At 53.6% G+C, this 17,911-nt stretch carries 14 protein-coding genes and 1 pseudogene; 7 read left to right on the top strand and 8 right to left on the bottom strand.

Annotation, left to right across the window (positions count from 1 at the left end; all coding sequences use genetic code 11):
- Positions 1 to 129: 129 nt before the first annotated feature.
- The 3 genes from RBB77_RS13270 to RBB77_RS13280 all read right to left on the bottom strand — a co-directional run bounded on the left by RBB77_RS13270 (position 130) and on the right by RBB77_RS13280 (position 3,346).
- Positions 130 to 597 (bottom strand): hypothetical protein, encoded by a 468-nt coding sequence (locus RBB77_RS13270; protein WP_353062229.1) that lies wholly within the window; start codon positions 595 to 597, stop codon positions 130 to 132.
- A gap of 395 nt (positions 598 to 992) precedes the next feature.
- Positions 993 to 1,934 carry a bifunctional helix-turn-helix transcriptional regulator/GNAT family N-acetyltransferase gene (locus tag RBB77_RS13275; protein ID WP_353062230.1) on the bottom strand — a complete coding sequence of 314 codons (942 nt, stop codon included), beginning with the start codon at positions 1,932 to 1,934 and terminating at the stop codon, positions 993 to 995.
- A gap of 185 nt (positions 1,935 to 2,119) precedes the next feature.
- Entirely contained in the window at positions 2,120 to 3,346 is a 1,227-nt protein-coding gene (locus RBB77_RS13280; protein WP_353062231.1) for a nucleotide disphospho-sugar-binding domain-containing protein, read from the bottom strand.
- A 276-nt stretch (positions 3,347 to 3,622) separates the two neighbouring features.
- Between RBB77_RS13280 and RBB77_RS13285 the strand changes: the two genes are divergently transcribed.
- Both RBB77_RS13285 and RBB77_RS13295 read left to right on the top strand, forming a co-directional pair.
- The gene (locus RBB77_RS13285) at positions 3,623 to 4,510 is read left to right on the top strand and encodes an AraC family transcriptional regulator (protein WP_353062232.1); all 888 of its coding nucleotides are present in this window, start codon (positions 3,623 to 3,625) and stop codon (positions 4,508 to 4,510) included.
- 899 nt (positions 4,511 to 5,409) lie between these two features.
- Positions 5,410 to 7,173 carry a PP2C family protein-serine/threonine phosphatase gene (locus RBB77_RS13295; protein WP_353062234.1) on the top strand — a complete coding sequence of 588 codons (1,764 nt, stop codon included), beginning with the start codon at positions 5,410 to 5,412 and terminating at the stop codon, positions 7,171 to 7,173.
- A 692-nt stretch (positions 7,174 to 7,865) separates the two neighbouring features.
- Here the strand turns inward: RBB77_RS13295 and RBB77_RS13300 are convergent.
- The 3 genes and pseudogenes from RBB77_RS13300 to RBB77_RS13310 form a co-directional block, all read right to left on the bottom strand.
- Positions 7,866 to 9,584: a recombinase family protein gene (locus RBB77_RS13300; RefSeq protein ID WP_353062235.1), complete on the bottom strand. Its 1,719-nt coding sequence runs from the start codon at positions 9,582 to 9,584 to the stop codon at positions 7,866 to 7,868.
- Positions 9,581 to 9,709: pseudogene (locus RBB77_RS13305) on the bottom strand (DUF2924 domain-containing protein); the annotation flags it as partial. The gene RBB77_RS13300 and the pseudogene RBB77_RS13305, both read right to left, overlap by 4 nt.
- The gene (locus tag RBB77_RS13310) at positions 9,702 to 9,962 is read right to left on the bottom strand and encodes a DUF2924 domain-containing protein (protein WP_353062236.1); all 261 of its coding nucleotides are present in this window, start codon (positions 9,960 to 9,962) and stop codon (positions 9,702 to 9,704) included. The pseudogene RBB77_RS13305 and the gene RBB77_RS13310, both read right to left, overlap by 8 nt.
- A gap of 284 nt (positions 9,963 to 10,246) precedes the next feature.
- On the opposite strand from RBB77_RS13310, the gene RBB77_RS13315 reads away from it, so the two are divergent.
- On the top strand, positions 10,247 to 11,695 hold the full coding sequence (locus RBB77_RS13315) for a DHA2 family efflux MFS transporter permease subunit (RefSeq protein ID WP_353062237.1): 1,449 nt from the start codon (positions 10,247 to 10,249) through the stop codon (positions 11,693 to 11,695).
- Positions 11,696 to 11,862: 167 nt separating this feature from the next.
- Positions 11,863 to 12,195: a bactofilin family protein gene (locus tag RBB77_RS13320; protein WP_353067625.1), complete on the top strand. Its 333-nt coding sequence runs from the start codon at positions 11,863 to 11,865 to the stop codon at positions 12,193 to 12,195.
- Positions 12,196 to 12,710: 515 nt separating this feature from the next.
- Here the strand turns inward: RBB77_RS13320 and RBB77_RS13325 are convergent.
- The gene (locus RBB77_RS13325; protein ID WP_353062238.1) at positions 12,711 to 15,347 is read right to left on the bottom strand and encodes a hypothetical protein; all 2,637 of its coding nucleotides are present in this window, start codon (positions 15,345 to 15,347) and stop codon (positions 12,711 to 12,713) included.
- Between the two features lie 430 nt (positions 15,348 to 15,777).
- Positions 15,778 to 16,062 (bottom strand): sensor histidine kinase, encoded by a 285-nt coding sequence (locus RBB77_RS13330; RefSeq protein WP_353067626.1) that lies wholly within the window; start codon positions 16,060 to 16,062, stop codon positions 15,778 to 15,780.
- 71 nt (positions 16,063 to 16,133) lie between these two features.
- Here RBB77_RS13330 and RBB77_RS13335 point away from each other — a divergent pair, with 71 nt between their 5' ends.
- From RBB77_RS13335 to RBB77_RS13345, 3 genes are all read left to right on the top strand, one after another.
- Complete coding sequence (locus RBB77_RS13335) at positions 16,134 to 16,649, top strand: sulfatase-like hydrolase/transferase (RefSeq protein ID WP_353062239.1); 516 nt, start codon at positions 16,134 to 16,136, stop codon at positions 16,647 to 16,649.
- A 24-nt stretch (positions 16,650 to 16,673) separates the two neighbouring features.
- A complete protein-coding gene (locus tag RBB77_RS13340; protein ID WP_353062240.1) occupies positions 16,674 to 16,901 on the top strand; it encodes a hypothetical protein in 228 nt (75 codons plus the stop codon).
- A gap of 643 nt (positions 16,902 to 17,544) precedes the next feature.
- The gene (locus RBB77_RS13345; protein ID WP_353062241.1) at positions 17,545 to 17,760 is read left to right on the top strand and encodes a hypothetical protein; all 216 of its coding nucleotides are present in this window, start codon (positions 17,545 to 17,547) and stop codon (positions 17,758 to 17,760) included.
- The last annotated feature ends 151 nt before the right edge of the window (positions 17,761 to 17,911 follow it).

A 17,911-nucleotide genomic window follows, 5' to 3' on the forward strand; every position in this document is an offset into this window, starting at 1 on the left:
GGCCGAATGTGGGTTTACGCATAATGTGAAAGTTTAATGTGAAAGTCAAAACCTCATAAGGTGAAAGCCACTCATTTTAGATGACTTAGGGAAAGCTTCTCCGACGTGGGTGCTATAAACCTACAAAACCTACATAACCTCCCCAACTTCCTTATTTTCTGTTGCTTGCAAGCTGTGGAGGTTTTCGGTGACGGCGAGCTGATCCTCTCTAACGTACATCGCAGACAGCATCTGAAGTCGCGTCCTAGTCTCTTTGTCCATGACCAAGCCATTGCCGGCCTGACTCAACCGCCGAGTGGGCAGACCCAACTTCCTCAGCCGATGTCCCACCTTCTCAGGGCTAAGTTTGGATCTCTCGCCCCGCACTTCTATTAGACGGTTGACCTCGACCGCGATCTCCCGCGCGTAAAGTTGGTCTCGGTTTACCCATTTCCGCTTTAGAGCCAAGGTAAAGATCGCAGCACCCACCGCCCCGCCCAGATGAGGACGTCTTTCGCTCCAGTCGATGCATTGGCTGGCGAACCGTCTCCGCGTCGCCCGCAGTCCCTTCATATCGACCCCAAGTCTCAGAAACTCTTTTTCTCCTTTAGAGGTCAAGGTATAGCCATCGACATCGGAATTTGGTTCTCGAACAAGCCACTATGCCTTCTGGGCACGCCGGCATATCTTCGTGGTTCCAGAGCGAGTAATGCTGTGTTGTCCATCAGAAGTTACGAACCTAGCCTCCAGCGCGGGTTAGTGCTGAGGAATGGCATCAGACTCTTACCCACGGAGATTATGAACGGATTGGGCGCTGGCGGATAAGCTGGATGACTTGGGATATGAATAATTAGGTGTTTATAGAACTTCGACGAATCGCATTGTGTCCGGCCAATCCTAGCCGAGCGGTTTTGCATCCGACAGATACCTCAATTCCATTTCGAAGTAAGAACCTGGTTTGTATCGCTCGTCCTGGGATATGCCACGGTTGAAGAGCGACTCCCGCTCTTCCTTTAGAGCGTTAGATCCCAGGTTTCGCTGATGACGTCGACACCGAAGCTGTGGCGGGGTTCCTCCTTAACGAGTTTGTAACCTGCCTCGCTATAGATGTGTCTCGCAGCGGTGAGTACGTCATGTGTCCAAAGTGTAATTTTCTTGTAGCCTGCAGCGCGCGCGAAGTATGTGCACTCGTCTACCAAGGCCTTGCCGAGGCCGAGACCTCTGGCGCTCGTCTCGACGAGCAGCAAGCGCAGCTTGGCTGTGTCCTTTTCTTCAGGGTGCCGTACCAGGAAGACGCTGCCTGCGATCTCTCCGTCGCGCTCGGCTATCCAGCAGCGTTCGCGTTTGGGGTCAAAGTTGTCAATGAAATCGGCCACGATGCGTGCCACTACTGCCTCAAAGTCCGGGGTCCATCCCAACTCCTGGGTGTAGATGACGCCGTGGCGGTGCACCACCCAGCCCATGTCTCCGGGACGATGCTGGCGGAGGATGTAGGGGGCGCGTGACGACCTGGCGTCCAATGCATTCTCGATGGAGCGCATACCGTGGAGAAATTCAATACGTTCTTTGTCGGAAAGGCGCTCGAGCAGGTGCTGGGCTTCGTCGTTCGATCGCTGGTCGAGTTCGGAGAAGGCGGCCTTGCCTTGTCTTGTGAGCTTGAGAATGGACTGACGGCCATCTTCAACAGATGCCTTGCGGCTTAGCAGACCCACATCTTCAAACTTGCGCAGGATGCGACTCAGATAGCCAGGATCGAGTTCAAGGTCCCTGGCGATTTCCCTGGCAGTGCTTTTGAGACGGGTGGCGAGTTCATAGAGAACGCGGGCTTCGCTTAAGGAGTATTCGCTATTGAGGAGTCCTTCGCGAAGCGTCCCGATGATGTGGGTATAAAACCGATTGAAGGCGCGGACGGCTGCGATCTGGGATTCGGCGATGGGGGTGGTCGCTTGGAGCATGCAACTTCCTTTGTGAAAGGATATATGCTAATATCAATTAATTGTTTGACGATGTCAACTATATTTTCCCGGATTTTGTGACTTCACGACATAGTTGTTAGATTTAGATCGTTCTCAGGGCGCGGGTTTGACTTGCGAAGCAAGGAGTGTCCGTAGCGTGGAGCGTGATCTTGTAAGTCGTGACATCACGGAAAGGTTGTTCCGTTTTCAAATGCCTCCTCGATCCGGTCGGCAGCAACTTTCAATCCGCGGGTTCGTTTTATGACCTTTTGGAAGTACTGGGCCCTTGCGCGGTAACTCGGATTCTCCAGCACTTTCCGGATCGCCATTAACATCTGTTTGCCGGTGAGCGCCGCAACCTCCAGACATCTCCCTACTCCGTGATGTTCGATTCTTGCAGCCACGCCGGGCTGGTCATAGCCGATTGGAAGAGCGACCATCGGCACTCCCTGGGCCAACGCTTCAAGTGTTGTATTCAGTCCTGCATGGGTTATGCAAAGTGCGGCACGCTTCAAGAGTTGGAGCTGGGGGGCTGTGCGAACGATGATTGCGTGCGGTGGAATTGGACGCAGATCATCGGGATTGATGGAATGTCCCACTGAAAGGACAAGCTGAACCTCTGGAAGTTCGTTCGAAGCCTCAAGTATCGCGGTGTAGGCATGGTCCAAGCCGTTGACCAGGGTTCCCAATGAGGCGTAGATCAGAGGCTTGCCATTCAATTTTTCCCAGGGAAAAGCTACCGGCTCGCGACCTTCGCCATCGTGAAGCGGACCAGCATAGTGAAATTGAGAAGGCCAGGGAATGCCGGGGAAGTCGAACTCCTTTGGAGTCTGGGTAATGACAGCCAGCTTGGACAGAGTTGATCCGGGCTCCTGCCAATTGCTTCTGAGATCGGTGCTGTCGGCGTAGTGCGTCGCCTCGGCTAGTACCGGCAACAGTGTCTGTACGGCCTGGTGCACTCCCTCGATGTTCCTGGTCAACGCCTCCGGGGTTGTCTCGTGTGGCCAGTTGAAGATAAATGGCGGCGTCGTTCCCGATAAGTCAAGGGGCATAGCACAGCAAACCTGGGCGTAAGGAATGCCCATATTGATAGGAACTAATTCAAGGAAAAAGTGAATGGTATCGATCACCAGGGCCTCAACGCCTGTTTGTTCCAATGTTTGCGGAAGATGCTTTAAGGCTGCCCGAGTGAGAGGCGCGAATATTTTTTCGGATGTATAGGCCACGACCTCCATACCTTGCATCTTCGCCACAGGCGCATAGGCTTCGGTGAGCGATCCCGTAGGAAATTCTTCCTCGCAATACGGGACAAAGGTCAAGCCTGCAGCCCGAACGATAGGTTCGGTATCCGGAACACCGATGCATATCACTTCGTGTCCACGTGATTGTAGTTTGCGGGCGAGGGCCGTCATCGGATAGAGATGGCCTGAGGCGGGATAAGCTATAAAACCAATCTTCATGAGTATTTTCCTGATTATGTGCCTGCTAATTATGAGCAGAGTGAATTAGAAACCTGAATGCTTGGGAACTCAGAATGTTCTCGTGACGGCAGTCATGTTTCTTCACTACTTGAAGGTAGCCAAGAATTTCAAAATAATATTTTGCAAAACTGCGATCTTTATAAGATCTCGCCACAGAATCTCGCCCTTGAGTCGAACAAGATGCGACCGCATCTAAGCTGCATGGACATGGCAGAGCGTACTTCTTCGCAGCTTGACGGCCTGCTCCCATCCGGCGCACAGATGCTCGGGACCAGCGAGTCACTCCCCTGGAAGGGCTTCTTCATAGAGAAGCATGCCATGACGCCGGGAGAACGGGTGCTCGGCATCAGCCGCTGGCATCTAATCTCCGCGTTAGGAAAGCGTCCTGCCTTCTTTGAAGGCAAGACCGCCCATGGCAGCGTGCTGTCGTTCATAAAGCCGCCCGGTGCGCTCACGTTGGTTCCTCTCGGGATGATTCCGGCAATACGGCTGTGCTCATCTTCCGAGCTCATCAGCTGTGCGGTCGAAGACGCCGTCGTACAGACGATCGCGATGGAAGAGCGCGAGGGACAGACGCTGGAGTTGCTCTTCAAAACCGGTATTCGTGACCGCGCTACCGGACACATTGTCAACCTGCTATCGGAGGAAATGGAAGCTGGTGGCCCTGCGGGGCGGATGTATGCGGAATCCCTTGTACAAGCCCTTGTCAGCCGTTATCTCGCCCTTGCATCCAGCGACTTCTCCCCGGAGGCGCCCGCGCCTCGCGTGATGCATCCCCGGTTGCTGAGGCGTCTTCGTGATTGGATGGAATCCAACTTACATCGGGACATTTCGCTGACAGCCATGGCACGCGAAGCAAACTACAGCTCGACACATCTTTTGCGCTCCTTCCGTGCGTCTACTGGCATGACCCCGCATCAGTACCTGCTCGAACTGCGAGTGGCGAAGGCGGAAGGTCTGCTACGCGACAAGGGCCCCCGTCTGATCGATATCGCGAGCGAGTGTGGGTTTGCAAGCCAGGCTCACTTCACCCAAATTTTCAAAACTCGTCGAGGGCTTACGCCTGGTCAGTATCGTCGCGAGTTTGCCTCATAGACTTGCAGGAAGGCAGGACAACGGAATACGGCACAGCGCGAATGGCCTTTAGGGTGCGAACCAGACCAATTGCTCGGTTACACTTTGCTTCCTGAAGGCCAATAGCTCTAGGCTTCCTTAAGTCGTTGCTCTTCTTTTGACGCGCCCTCGAAGGTATTGATTCTGGAGCGAACGTAGTGTCAGCAGAGTTTCTAGAGTCCTACATGAACAGACAAGCCCGGCTTCTGAGTTGAAATCCAAGTACAGCTTATTGAAAATATTGAAGCCATTAAATTCGAATCTCCTCGGATCTGAGTTCTCTAGGTCTCAGTTGTCGAGTCCAACTTCCCGGCATTAAGCGCCCTGAATCTTCCGGAGACGCATGAGTTCCTGGAGGAGCTGAGTCCTCTCAAGCGATTGGCAACGTGGGAGAGATTGCAGAACTGTTGGTTTAACTCGAACGCGAGCCCTTTATAAATGGAGAAATCGTTCATCTGATGGCGGCCCGCATGCCGGGAAGGGGTAACCCATGACAAGCTTGTCGATCACTCAATGTCGAGATTTTAGGGCGAGATCCTGTAAAGATTGCGTTTTTGCAAAATCTCATTCGCAGACTCTTATTTAGCCTCAAAGAAGAGAAAAAGATGATTGCCATTACAGGAATAACTGGACGTATAGGAGGCCGACTTGCGGGCCATCTGCTGGCGCAGGGTCAAACGGTTCGTGGCGTCGTTCGCGATCCGAAGAGGGATGAAAACTGGGAGGTGCGAAGTTGCAGTCGCTCAGCCGCAGGAACTTGACGGACGAATGCCGGCAGGCGAACTCCGAAGGGATGGTGCTCCTTCCGAACATAAACCGGAAACACCATCACGATTCAATCTCATGAGATTTGCGTGTTGGCGCGCCGAATAAAGCATCGCATGGCAACAGGTGAAAAATCTTTGAAGCTAGGAACTTTTTGGACCACAGTCCGTTGGAAAATCCTGATCCTTTTTTCGCTCTCCAGCGTGGTCTCGGTAATCATGGTGACCTGCTTTTCGATGGCAGTCCTGAATGTGCTGATACGGCGAGAGAGCGCGTACCTGATTGAGGAACGAATTAAGGTTATCGTCGAAAGCCGCAAGGGGCTGGTGGATCCCGTTCTCGACAAGGTGCAGGGATGCAAGTACGTCTCCGATTCCGCTCCACTTACAGCTTTTACCGAACAGTTGAATGCCATATGGCCGGGCAGTCAAAGCACCTTTACCACCCTGTCGACGAAAGCCCTCCATAACGCGGGTCCGCTGTGGCTTAATGCAACGTCCTTCGCCGGTGTTGTTGAAGATCGGGACAGTGCCGAAATCCGCTTCATGCGCACGGCGAAACGCAGGGATTGTTTCGTAAGGATTCTTGTCAAAATTCCTCTTGGTGAATCGTTCTTAAATCAATTGGCAAACGCCTCGGGCTTGGAGATCGTAAACAGCACACCCGTGCTGCTGCGTCCATACCGGCGCGATGAGGGAATTGCTGGAGAGATCAAAGCCAACTTTATGCCGGGTTCGTCGCGGCCGATTCCTGTCGTAGTTGTCGCGCGAAATTGGGAGACCGGAGCATCAGAAAGCTGGGTGATCTGCCAGATTCGGCCCAGCTATGCACGGACCATAGAGGACCTGAGCCGTATGGGTTTGCGTAGGGCATCTTGGGTTTCTCCTATGATCACAATCGCCTTCGCCCTGGGTCTCGCCTATGCATGCGGTATGTGGTTTTCTCTCCGCCTGAGCAAACGCATCGTCACGGTAATTGACGCATTGAGCCACGCTGCGCATCTCGTCGGGATGGGTGATTTTTCGATCAGGATTCCGCTCACCGAACACGACCAACTTGGATCACTAATAGCTTCGTTCAATGCAATGACCTCTCATCTTGACACTCAGTACGAGCAGGAGAATCAACGTATTGCTCTGGAGCGAGATCTGACATTGGCCCGCGAGGTACAGCAATATCTTTATCCCCGCTCTGCGCCCGTCCTATCAGGCGCGACAGTGTGGGGCTGCACCACACCCGCCCGTATCGTGAGCGGTGATCTTTATGATTTCTTTTCCTGCAACACCAGCTCGGTTGGGCTGCTCTGCGCTGATGTCAGCGGCAAGGGAATGTCGGCTGCATTGATGATGGCGCATCTTCAGGCGGTCGCACACGGCAGAATGCTTACGCTGGATCAACCGACCGAGCGGCCCTCACCTTCCGCGTTCGCTGCGTTGCTCAATCGTGATCTCTGTGGACGTTTTGGCGACAACCGATACGCCACCATGTTTTACGGAGAATATGACTCCTGCAGTGGACTGTTACGGTATGTCAACGCCGGGCATTGTCGACCCATCTTCATCTCAGAGGCCGGCGAAGTCACTGCGCTCCTGAATGGTGATTTGCCAATAGGTCTATTCGCGGACGCACTTTATCAGGAGTTTCAACTCACGGTCTCTAAGGGTTGTACCATCGTTGTGTACAGCGACGGATTGATAGACGCGCTGAATTCGAAAGGGGAGGAATTCGGTGAAGAGAGGCTGGCGGAACGCTGCAGATCCCTGCCGAAGAGGGCGACGGCACAAGAGATCTGTGCACACCTATCTCAGTATCTTGCCGAATGGTCAGCGGGTGTCGAACAGTTCGACGACACAACCATTCTCGTTCTGACAGTGGACTGAAGCTTTAGGCTTCAGTTCGATTGACGGAAGGAAACTGTTATCGGGGAAGCACTGGATCTGGCGACCCCAACAGGAACGAGATCGGAATCAACTTCTGGACATCGCACGACTAATACACGACCATCGCACAGTCGAAACTACCCCACGTGGTCCTCGGACTATGAAACATTCGGGACGAAACGATATCGTTCAATTGTAAACGGTTCAGCAAGCAAGTGTGTGAGCGCTCCGCGCACTGCGATCGGTAGCTTGATGACGGCACGAAACCGTTATCGCCTAAGGTCCATTCATGCGATAACCTGGCGACGGTACGGATCGATACGCTGCGGAGTGATTCACCGCCCGCTTGCTTTTTGCCTTTCATAGACTTCGGGCTACAGCAGGATGTGGCGGCGATACTCGGTAGGAGTGATGCGGGTATTGGTTCAGCTTCATCCGAAATACGCATTTCAGTCAATCTTCTATTTGCGCACCTTAGTACTGTGCAGAGGCAGCAAATTTGCGTCGAGCATTGTCTTCAAGAAGGCTTCGGTAGTGTGGATTCTGTTGAGCCTTCGCTATCAGCACCCATAGCGATCAATGACGAGAAATGGGATAAGTAGGTCCTCTCGAAAGAGGAGACTGTATCCCATGAGGACTTGGTTCCTCGGATGAACTCGACAACGTCAGTTTGGGGCTGGAAGGGTACGCTTCTACCGCTGGTCAAGATCTGTTGTCGGGTTCTCAGAGTGCAGCTTCATCTGTTTTGATATGCGTTGTGCCCCCCATTGAAGAGGAAGATCCTTAGTAATAGCGGATACGGTCAGTAAGGGTGAGTGGTTTCCAGTGAGAATCGCTTCGTAGAGCGTCGGAGAGAGGGCCGCTAATCGAAGAATTCGAGAGGCGTAGCGTTTGTTGAGGCCGGCTTTGGCCGCAAGCTGCTCCAAGTTCCTCACCTTCCCGGAGACGATCCAGTCCGACCATGTTCTCGCCTGAACGACAGCGCGTACCAGGGAAGCGATTGGAGCGTCGCTCTTGCCGTCACCGTTCGACAAGATCAATTTGACTGCACTTCCGCGCCGTGCGAACGATATCGGTTCACGCAGCTGAATTTCGACGAGCGAATCGCCTGGACGCACGTCCCCAAGAAAACTCTTGAATAGCTGCTCTCCGCTCAAAAAGATACACAACTCATTCTTTTCGACGATGATCTTCTGGACGATCCGAGAGACGAAATCCCGTGTGTCTGCATGAGCGGTCTCCGCGAGTTGAGCTGCACGATGCTTCGCGGCTGACGTCAACAAGCGCAGTTCCCGCACGTCGAGTGTTTCAAAATACCCTGAGAGTCGCAGAGAATCTTCAAGGAAAGAGCCAATTGAGGAAAGAACACGTCCCTCCAGTTCGTCCGCAGGCAGTCGTTTGATGATGTTCGCCGATGAACCGCGGCCGGAGCCGTTGAGGATGTAGTAAAAATAGCGCCTCCCCTTCTTCGCTGCGTGAGTTGGTGTATATCTTTGGCCATCTGAACTCACTAATTTTCCATGTAATAGCCGGCCCGAAGGAAGATTGCTTTGTGTTCGTCGAGCAACCCGATTTTCTTTAAGCATCGCCGCGACCCGGTTCCATAACTGAAGATCTAAGATTGGCTCGTGTTGGCCGTCGTGAAGCTTTCCTTGATGAGCGATCTTCCCGATATAGATCGGATTGTTGAGCGTGTGGTAAAGGGAGCCGCGTGAGAGGACCGCACCTCCTCGTTGGCGGCCTGTGGAACTGGTCCATCTTTTGCTGCGAATGCCAGAGTGTTTCAGATGTTCTGCGAGCTTCCGCACGCATCCACACTCAAGATATGCGAGGAAGATATTTCGGACAGCTGTCGCCTCCTCGGCGTTGACGATCGGTTTTCCCTCCGCCCTGTCGTACCCCTTTGGCACATGGCCCCCCATCCACATGCCCTTCTTCTTCGAGGCTGCAACTTTGTCCCTGATCCTTTCTCCGGTGACCTCACGCTCGAATTGTGCGAAGGAGAGCAGTACATTGAGAGTAAGCCGACCCATGGAGGTTGTCGTATTGAACTGTTGAGTGACGGAGACGAAGCTCACGCCCTGTTTATCAAAGGCATCCACTATCTTGGCGAAGTCGGACAGTGCGCGAGTGAGGCGATCTACCTTGTAGACGACTACAGTGTCGATCTTGCCGGAGGCGATGTCGGCGATCAGCTTCTTGAGTCCTGGCCGCTCCATGTTGCCTCCAGAGAATCCGCCATCGTCGTATTGATTTGCCAGAAGCTGCCATCCCTCATGACGCTGGCTCAAGACGTAAGCTTCGCAGGCCTCTCGCTGGGCATGGAGGGAGTTGAAAGACTGTTCCAGCCCTTCTTCAGAAGATTTTCGGGTGTAAATGGCACAACGAATTGCGGTTTTAGCCGAGGTCACGAAGCCTTCACCTTCTTCGTCCCGAAAAAGGCCGGACCAGACCAGCGCGTCCCAGTGATCTCACACGCGATCGGAGAAAGACTCTTGTAGATTTTTCCCATGTAGTGATAACCCTCGTCACCGAGGGTGACCTCGTTGTGTCTTTTCCCTCCACTCCCGAACTAGTTTTGTTCCTGATTTGAACCGCTGCCTTGCTTCATCCCTAGAGCGACTCTGAGGTCTAAGCGAGGTTGCGATTGTCTGCGACCTCGCACTAGCTTTCGGGGAAAGACCCCCGTAAGCCCTTTCCTGGACTCTGTACGCAAGAATGGGCAACAGGAGTTCCGGGCGAACCAGCCCCGGCGGTTTACCAAAGTTGTCCCTCCATAGTTCTACCAAGCGAGCTTTCGGAAAGAGTGGGGAGGCTACGAATCAAAGCGGCGGTGTCGGTCTGTGGTGATGCTTCCTCCATGAGTCCGCCCTCTCTGCGGCAGTCCCATTTCCGCTCTGATCACGCGAACAGTCAAGTCGGAACAGTCTCTCAGAACATCTCAAACGTGTGAGATTCACGGAGTGTCTGGGGAGTTTGGAGGGGCAAGTCAACCTGGTCGTCGAACCTTAGGATAGAGGATGATGAGACATTCTTGCATCACACTAGCAGCTGATCTGAGGAGAGCGTAGCGATGGGAGATACGATGGCACCTCAATCTGCTGTAGCGAACCTCTCCGCATCGTCTAAGCGTCTCTTGCCCTGGCTCGTGGCGGTAGCATTTTTCATGGAGTCCTTAGATACCACCATCCTAAACACTGCGGTCCCGGCGATCTCCGCAGCCCTCGGTGTCGCCCCGCTCAGCATGAAAGCCGTGCTGGCAAGCTATACCCTTAGTCTCGCCGTATTTATCCCAATCAGTGGGTGGATGGCTGATCGGTTCGGAACTCGACGCGTGTTTGCATCAGCAATCGGTCTTTTTACCGTGGGCTCTTTCCTCTGTGGCATATCCGGCAGCATTCATCTGCTCGTTGCTTGTCGTATCCTGCAGGGTTGCGGCGGCGCAATGATGGTGCCTGTGGGCAGGCTTACACTCGTGCGAACTTTTGCCAAGGCCGACCTCTTGCGCACGATGAGTTTCGTTTCCATCCCAGCCCTGGTTGCTCCGATGCTGGGACCTATTGCGGGAGGCCTAATCGTTGGTTATCTCCACTGGAGATTCATCTTCTTCCTGAATATCCCGATTGGAGTCGTAGGACTTATCCTCGTTTACATCCATTTGCCAGACTATCGGGAAGAGATTTCTCATCGGCTCGACGTGGTCGGTCTTATTCTTTTTGGATCCGGAATCGCGCTGCTCTCCTACATACTGGAGATCTTTGGAGAGCACACGCTGAGCGCTCGAGAGATGTCAGGCTTGCTGGTGCTATCTGCACTCCTGCTTGCCGGTTACGGAGTTCACGCCAAAAAACTCACATTTCCTCTGTTACAGCTTAAGCTATTCACTATCCGTACATTTAGAGCCGCGGTGAGCGGCAGCTTTTTTACCCGGCTGGGAATTGGTGGAGTACCGTTCCTTCTGCCTCTGCTTTATCAAGTCGGGCTGGGGTTCACTCCAATTGAATCCGGGCTCCTCGTCATGCCACAAGCAATCGCCGCTATGAGTATGAAGACCGTTATGCCGCGACTCTTGAGACGGGTAGGATATCGCGGTGTACTGATCTCCAATACTCTAATTCTCGGATTTCTTCTTATTGCGTTTGCCACGATAGGCCCCCGAACGCCCGTGTGGGTGATCATCCTGCAGGCCTTCCTCTATGGGGCCTTTACATCGTTGCAGTACACGAGCATGAATACCCTGGTCTACGCGGATATCGCAGACCAGGACACCAGCAGCGCCAGCTCTATAGCGAGCACTATGCAACAGATGTCAATCAGCTTCGGGGTTGCTATCGCAGGGTTGGCGACTGCATTCTTTATCCCCAGCACGCACAGCAACAAAACAGAGATGATCGAGGGCATTCATAAAGCACTCATCTCTCTTGGAATATTGACGATTGCTTCGACGATCGTGTTTCGCAGCTTGAAGACCGGAGATGGTGACGATGTCAGTCAGCACAAAGTCCTTCACCCGGGCGGGTAATGATGACTGGGCAAGGATGATGATTTGTCGCCGCATGGATGATTGAACGAGGCTCGCATCTGAGCACGAAAGTGTTATGTCTAGCTGAGGATAGTCCGGATACTGTGAAGGTCACCAGCGGTGCAGACGCCGGAACTGGATTCTAACTCAGAGGGGCAATAGTGATGATGGAAGCGAATGTAAGTCGGACTTTGATAGGCAAGTCTCTAGTAATTAGGGGAGAGGTCACAGGCTTGGAGGCTATGCATATCGATGGCAGAGTCGAAGGTTCCGTTGCACTACCTGGTCAGACGATTACTGTGGGGAGAAGCGGCCAAACGGCAGCAATGCTGATATCAAGTAAAATTGTGGTACTTGGACAGGTTCGCGGAAATTGTCAGGCAAGCGATCACCTCGACATCCGCAGTGAGGGGTCGATGAGCGGCGATGCAATCGTATCGAGGATATCGATCGCGGATGGAGCCTTCGTTAAGGGAAACATCGACGTCCGCCGTTCTTGAGACACCTAAGAAACTTGGACGATTCGACTGATGCAGACGGGAGTAGATTCCTAATTCGATACAGGACGATGTTCCAAATGGCCGCTCGCCCTCGCAGTTAGAGGCTGTGCGGGGAAGGTCAGAGTGATCTAAGAGAATGCTTAGACGAGACTTCAAGAACATCTGCTTTTTGACTGCGGGAAAGAGTGTTGATATGAAGCCGTTGAAGCGTCGCCCGCCGGGACGACAGGTCTTTGTTGATTGGTTATTGGTAGGGTCCATGAAAATCCGTTCGAAGAACAGCCCTGTGCCTTCGTAGTTGATGACGAAGAGGAGATCGCCAAGATGTTCGCGGTCGTATTACAGATGAACCTATTCAACGCTATCCCATATTCAGACCCCGCTACTGACGCTCCAGGCTGCCAAGCAGAAGGCACCAGACTAACTTGCTGACGGATGTCGTGATGCCAACGATGAATGGTGTATAGCTTGCATTGAGGTCAGCAAGGGCAGAAGTGTTTCGCATAATGGTTGTGTCAATTGTGATCTTGAGGCGGACCAGTTGTTGGCTCAGGAGTTCTCGAGGGATTAGGTTTGGGCGCGGGTGCAGGTTCGGATGAAGGTCTCGTTGCTTCGTCCTGAGCCGCGGGTGCTTCAGATGCTGGTACCGCAGCCTGAGAAGGGGATGTGATAGAAGAGGTTGGTTTCTGCACGGGTGTGGGGAGCGTGACATTAGCGACCGGGTTTGGATCATCGCGCAGTTTGAGGTAAAGCGTTGCTCCGTCAGCCGGAGTCGGAACTGCGAGATTACTTTCCGCGAAGCCAGTGGGTACGTCGGTGGGCTTGGCAAAATCTTTTGTCGCGTCAAAGGACTGCACAAGGAACAAGTTACTCCCGTCAACTGTACAGGTTGGGGCATCCGTGGTGCAGTGGATTGCTGTGATGTGCGGCACGCGGACGAGAACGCCAAGAGGGGTCCAGTTCCCAGGTGTGCCGTCTTGCGCGACCGGACGCATCTGTAATTTGCCAAATGCTGATTGGCCGAACGCTTTCAAGGGCTCTAGCGTAGCAATGGCCGTATGGTCGTCCTGGAGCATGAGATTGTTCGTTGCAAGGGAGAGCGTAGTGTGAACCGAGCCATCGACGGTAGCGACTTCGATGGTCTGTGTGCGTGGAAAGGTGCTATTGGTTTGCACCACGAAGGTGAGCGTACCCTCGAGCAGGATGTCATCCTTACTGCCAAAAATGATTGGCAACGTGCCATCCTTTGGAGCAGATGCGGCCTTGAATGAAAGCAGCTTCAGCTCCGGACGCGCGGCTGCGGTTGATATCTTGACCGACATCGTACGGCCGTCTTTCAGCTTCGCTTTAGCGTCGGAACCGTCGCCGGGCGAGACACCAGCGTCCGCCTGAAGATGCATTGTGTTGTCGTCGTTACCTTCGCCGCCCGGAGTGAACACCTGTTTATCGATCTCGACGGAGACCACGTCCTTAAGACCGTCACCAGTGAGTACCGCTGTCTTGTCGCCACTGTGGACTTGGAGGGTATTGAGGTGAATACCGGCGGTGTAGGCCGTGAGCGGAACGGTATCTCTATCCGAGTCACCGTACTGTTGAATAGCAAGGGAGTAACCGCCGGGTTGAACGGTTTTGAGCGAGACCTCAAGCGCCAGCGTGTCTTTGGCATCCTTGCCTGCGGAAGGCTTGAAGGAGACTTCTACATCTTTACCCTTATCGCTTGCCAAAGCGATGTGCTCAACGCACGCGCTGCCGTCAGCTTTAATCGTTAGGTGATTGTCCTGTCCGGCGAGCAACTGGGCGTTGTCAACTATCTTCCAATCCTTGCCTTTAGTCTGCTGAATCGTAATCGTGGGTCCTTCAAAGGAATCGAATCCCCAATAGCCGCGGATCGTTCCGGTAATGGTCAAATCGGTCGCCTCGCCGATCTTTGTGTCAGGCTTCGTGGATAACGCCTTATCGCCTCCAAGATTTGCGTCGTGCAGCGGATCACTTTTCTCCTCTTTTGTTATAACGAGTCCGCCTTCGAACGCGTCAGGTGCCAATGGCAGATCCGTAGGCGCACCGGTCCGGTTGAGGTGCAGAACCAGACCGTGCGCGAAGCTGCTCGAGAAAACCAGTGGCGCGCCTTCCAGAGGGATAGTCATCTTTGGTTGCAGTAAACAAGCGACCTGGTTGGGATCATGCGGATGAAGCGGTGGCAGCTTGGCCTTTTGAATGGCGGGCAAACCGATGACGATGACCGATTCGGGTTTGTGAAAGGAAGGAGGCGCGTTGAGCCTCAGACTGAGCGCGGATCCCTGCGGAAAGGTCAGACCGGGGATGTATTGGTATTGCGCCGTGCGCAGCATGCCGACGAGGTGAACAAGATCAACAACTGCGCCGACGTACGCCGAGTAAAGGCCCGCCCCGACTGGCTGTGTATAGGAAGCAGCATTGATAAAGTCAGAGGAAGGTCCAGTGGAGATCGCTTCGGCGATGCTTTGCCCATGCCCATCATCTAGGAGCACAGGGGCACTGGACTGGGTGAGGCAAATAACCTGTTGATCGACGGGCTGCTTGAAGCAGTCAGCGTTCGGTTTAAGCGCGAGCGTGGCAGCTAACTTCGCGGAGTGTTCCTCAATGGCCTTCTGATCGTCCTGCGACAAGGTCTTCATAGCGGAGAGATAGCGCTCGATGCGCTGCTGCTCGAAGGATGCTTCGTTTAGATCGGCATCAGCGCGAATGAACAACCCGGGCTTGCCCTTGACTGCGGAGCGAAGCGTTCTGAAATCGCCGCCCGTTTCAGGTGCCACAAACAGAAGGGCTTCCTCAGCCTCATTGGGAACGGTAACAGTTGTCCCTTCAGCTGTTTTCTTGTTCCAGGTATCGATCTCGGTGAACCAACTGTCGGGAGGCTCATTTGTCGTGCCACGAAGAAACGCGACGATTAGCATCAGGTGGTTGGACTGGCTCGACGGCAGGTCAGCCTTGATCCATATCCTGTCGCCCGGCTGAAGGTTGGGAACCTGGGCGATGGGGAGCGTCGAAGTTCCTCGCGTAACGCGAATGTCGATCGTAGGACCAGCGAGGTCGAAGCGTGCTTTGTCGTCCGCTCGAATAGCGGCTGTAGAGAAAATGACGAAAAGGCATGCCGCAACTTTCACAATGTTCATCTATCTGTTGATGCGAAGGAGGCAAGACCGGGTTGCGGTATCCTTGAACCAAAGACGAATGGAAGGTCTTTATCCTGCCTTTAGTGGCATTTCGGCTGCCATACTTGGCAACCCCTCGCGCAGTTTAACGGCCAAATGGATTTGCGTATTGGCAGCTGACCCCCAAAAGGTTAGAGAGTCGGTAGATGGCGGCGAAGCCTGCTCTCCCAGCCGGTCTCGCATTGAATGGCGCAAAGAGCACAGATCTGGACTCGCAGGCGACGAAGCTGTCGGGATGGGAATACTCATTTTCACCGCCTTCAAAATCCAAAAACTCCCTTTTGCAGGACGTTCGACGATAGGGGTATGGTATTGGGCAAAGTTTACTTCCGGATGCCGACCATTCGCGTCCAATAAACGTTGAGGTTTGCGATTTTCGCAACAGGTCTAGCTAAGATTCAGCGGGCAGAAAGATCGAAAAGCAAGTCCCGTGCTTGCCTGGATCCACGTTGCTTCGAGTCAGAATCGAACCACCGGAACGATCCACAATTCCGCTCGCCACCCAGAGTCCCAGCCCGGTCCCATTCTCTCCCTTGGTAGTAAAGAATGGCTCAAAGATGCGACAAAGGTTGGCTGCAGCAATGCCCGCTCCGTTGTCGGAAACGGTTACTCGAATGCCCTGGACCTTGGGATTTTGCCAGTGAGACGATTTGCGGACGCGGACTTTTATGTGCACCTCCCCGTCCAGCGAAGCCTGCGTCAAGCTCGGCAAGTCTATCGAGATAGCGCTACTCTACATTACTTTCTTTGAGATCTTGGGAGCCCTTCTGCGCTTACGTCTCTTACTCTATGGTTCATATGCCCGTGCTTCCTCATCCGGACTTCGCCGGTAAAACCGGCAACGGTGACTGGGCCGACGTGCTCGCCGAGATGGACTATCGCACCGGCCAAATTCTCGACGCCATCCACGACGCCGGTATCGATGACAACACGATCGTCGTCTTCTGCAGCGACAACGGGCCCGAAGGTACCGATCCATGGCTAGGCGACTCCGGTCCATGGCGCGGAACCTACTTCACGGCGATGGAGGCGTCTCTCCGCGCCCCCTTCATCATTCGCTGGCCTGGGAAAATTCCTGCTGGTCGCGTCTCCAACGAGATCGTGCACATCGTCGACATGTACCCGACACTCGCTCGTGTTGCCGGCGCGAAACTGCCTACCGATCGCCCGGTTGACGGCATCGACCAGCTCGGCTTCTTTCTCGGTAAGCAGGAGAACTCCAACCGTGAAGGCTTCCCCGCATATGTCGCCGACCGCCTTTAGGCCGTCAAATGGCACAACTGGAAGATGCACCTTATCTGGCAGGTCAACATGTACGACCCGCCCGTCACGCTACCCCTTCCACGCATCGTCAACCTTCTTACCGATCTGAAGGAAGAGCGTGACGCAGGCGTAAAGGCCGGCTTCTTAACCGTCCCAATGACGAAGATCCTCGCTGAGTGGGAGTCAAGCCTGGAGAAATACCGCCGATTAAGATGGGTACACCTGACCCCTACGTTCCGCCAAAAAGAATAAACGCACGCATCGGTTACGACCAATGTTTGCGCAGATCAGGAACGATAAACGCCCTTCTCATTACTTAACTCGGATGGTCGGCAATCCGGAAGTTGCGAATCTCAATTGGTGAGAAATCGCCAATGCACTCATCGACCAGGGAAGGGAGCCCACTTGTCTGTATAGTCGGCTATGCTTTCAGTTGCGGACCGAACAACTCACATGGGTTCGACCCTTCAATGAGTGACTCGGCCTGTTATCGCCATTCGAGTGCTGGTTCCGGTTGGCCTGCGTTATGGACAAAGCTATTCGATGGTCGCTACACCGAAGTACCTTCCTGCATTCTTCTGCAGCGACGAAGTCGTGAAAATTATTAGACTAAAATGTGTGCTGAATTGACCATCTATCCGCGTAATACCCTTGTATGTTGGAATTCTCCCCGGAAAAGAGGCCGCTCGATGGTCTTCACGCTTCCAACCGTTTTTCCTCACAGACGAAATAGAGATGGTTCTTTCGATTCCATTTGCCTGAAATGCCTGCTCACGATAGCTACAACGAGAAGCGAAACCGAGTTGGCAAAGAGCGAGAGGCATCACGTCTGCGATGCCTCCATTCTGTCTCAGCGACTATTTGACCTCGCTCACGAAGATAGAAGGAAGTCCGCATGAGATATATCGCTGAGTACGTTGTCAGCCACCTTAGTAGTGAGCACTCAGGCACCCTTGTCCTGGGAGACGAGCGCACCCCTAAAGTAGGCGATGTTCTCGATGTCCCAATTGCAGGACGTGCGATGCTTGTTCAGATTGAAAGTGTGAACTTTAGAAAAGAGATGTACGGTGTACAGCATGCGAGCCTTGTCTGCTCTACTTACACGCTGTAGTCATCCGGGCCATGCTGAGCTGAGCCGCTGTCGTCGTTTTTGTTTGTGATTGGGGGTGTTTGGAGTTGTCGTCCTTGGCCAAGCGGCCAATCTACGCCATCATTCTGGTTTGGTGGTCGTTCGTTATCTACACAAGGATCCATAGTAATCA

It is taken from the genome of Tunturibacter psychrotolerans, assembly GCF_040359615.1.
Taxonomy (GTDB): domain Bacteria; phylum Acidobacteriota; class Terriglobia; order Terriglobales; family Acidobacteriaceae; genus Edaphobacter; species Edaphobacter psychrotolerans.

Bases quoted from the DNA above. Each gene is read 5' to 3' on its own strand.
- RBB77_RS13275 (WP_353062230.1), bottom strand. From the start codon at position 1,934: ATGCTCCAAGCGACCACCCCCATCGCCGAATCCCAGATCGCAGCCGTC.
- RBB77_RS13280 (WP_353062231.1), bottom strand. From the start codon at position 3,346: ATGACGGCCCTCGCCCGCAAACTACAATCACGTGGACACGAAGTGATA.
- RBB77_RS13345 (WP_353062241.1), top strand. From the start codon at position 17,545: ATGAGATATATCGCTGAGTACGTTGTCAGCCACCTTAGTAGTGAGCAC.
- RBB77_RS13295 (WP_353062234.1), top strand. From the start codon at position 5,410: ATGGCAACAGGTGAAAAATCTTTGAAGCTAGGAACTTTTTGGACCACA.
- RBB77_RS13315 (WP_353062237.1), top strand. From the start codon at position 10,247: ATGGGAGATACGATGGCACCTCAATCTGCTGTAGCGAACCTCTCCGCA.
- RBB77_RS13340 (WP_353062240.1), top strand. From the start codon at position 16,674: ATGCACCTTATCTGGCAGGTCAACATGTACGACCCGCCCGTCACGCTA.
- RBB77_RS13325 (WP_353062238.1), bottom strand. From the start codon at position 15,347: ATGAACATTGTGAAAGTTGCGGCATGCCTTTTCGTCATTTTCTCTACA.
- RBB77_RS13285 (WP_353062232.1), top strand. From the start codon at position 3,623: ATGGCAGAGCGTACTTCTTCGCAGCTTGACGGCCTGCTCCCATCCGGC.
- RBB77_RS13320 (WP_353067625.1), top strand. From the start codon at position 11,863: ATGGAAGCGAATGTAAGTCGGACTTTGATAGGCAAGTCTCTAGTAATT.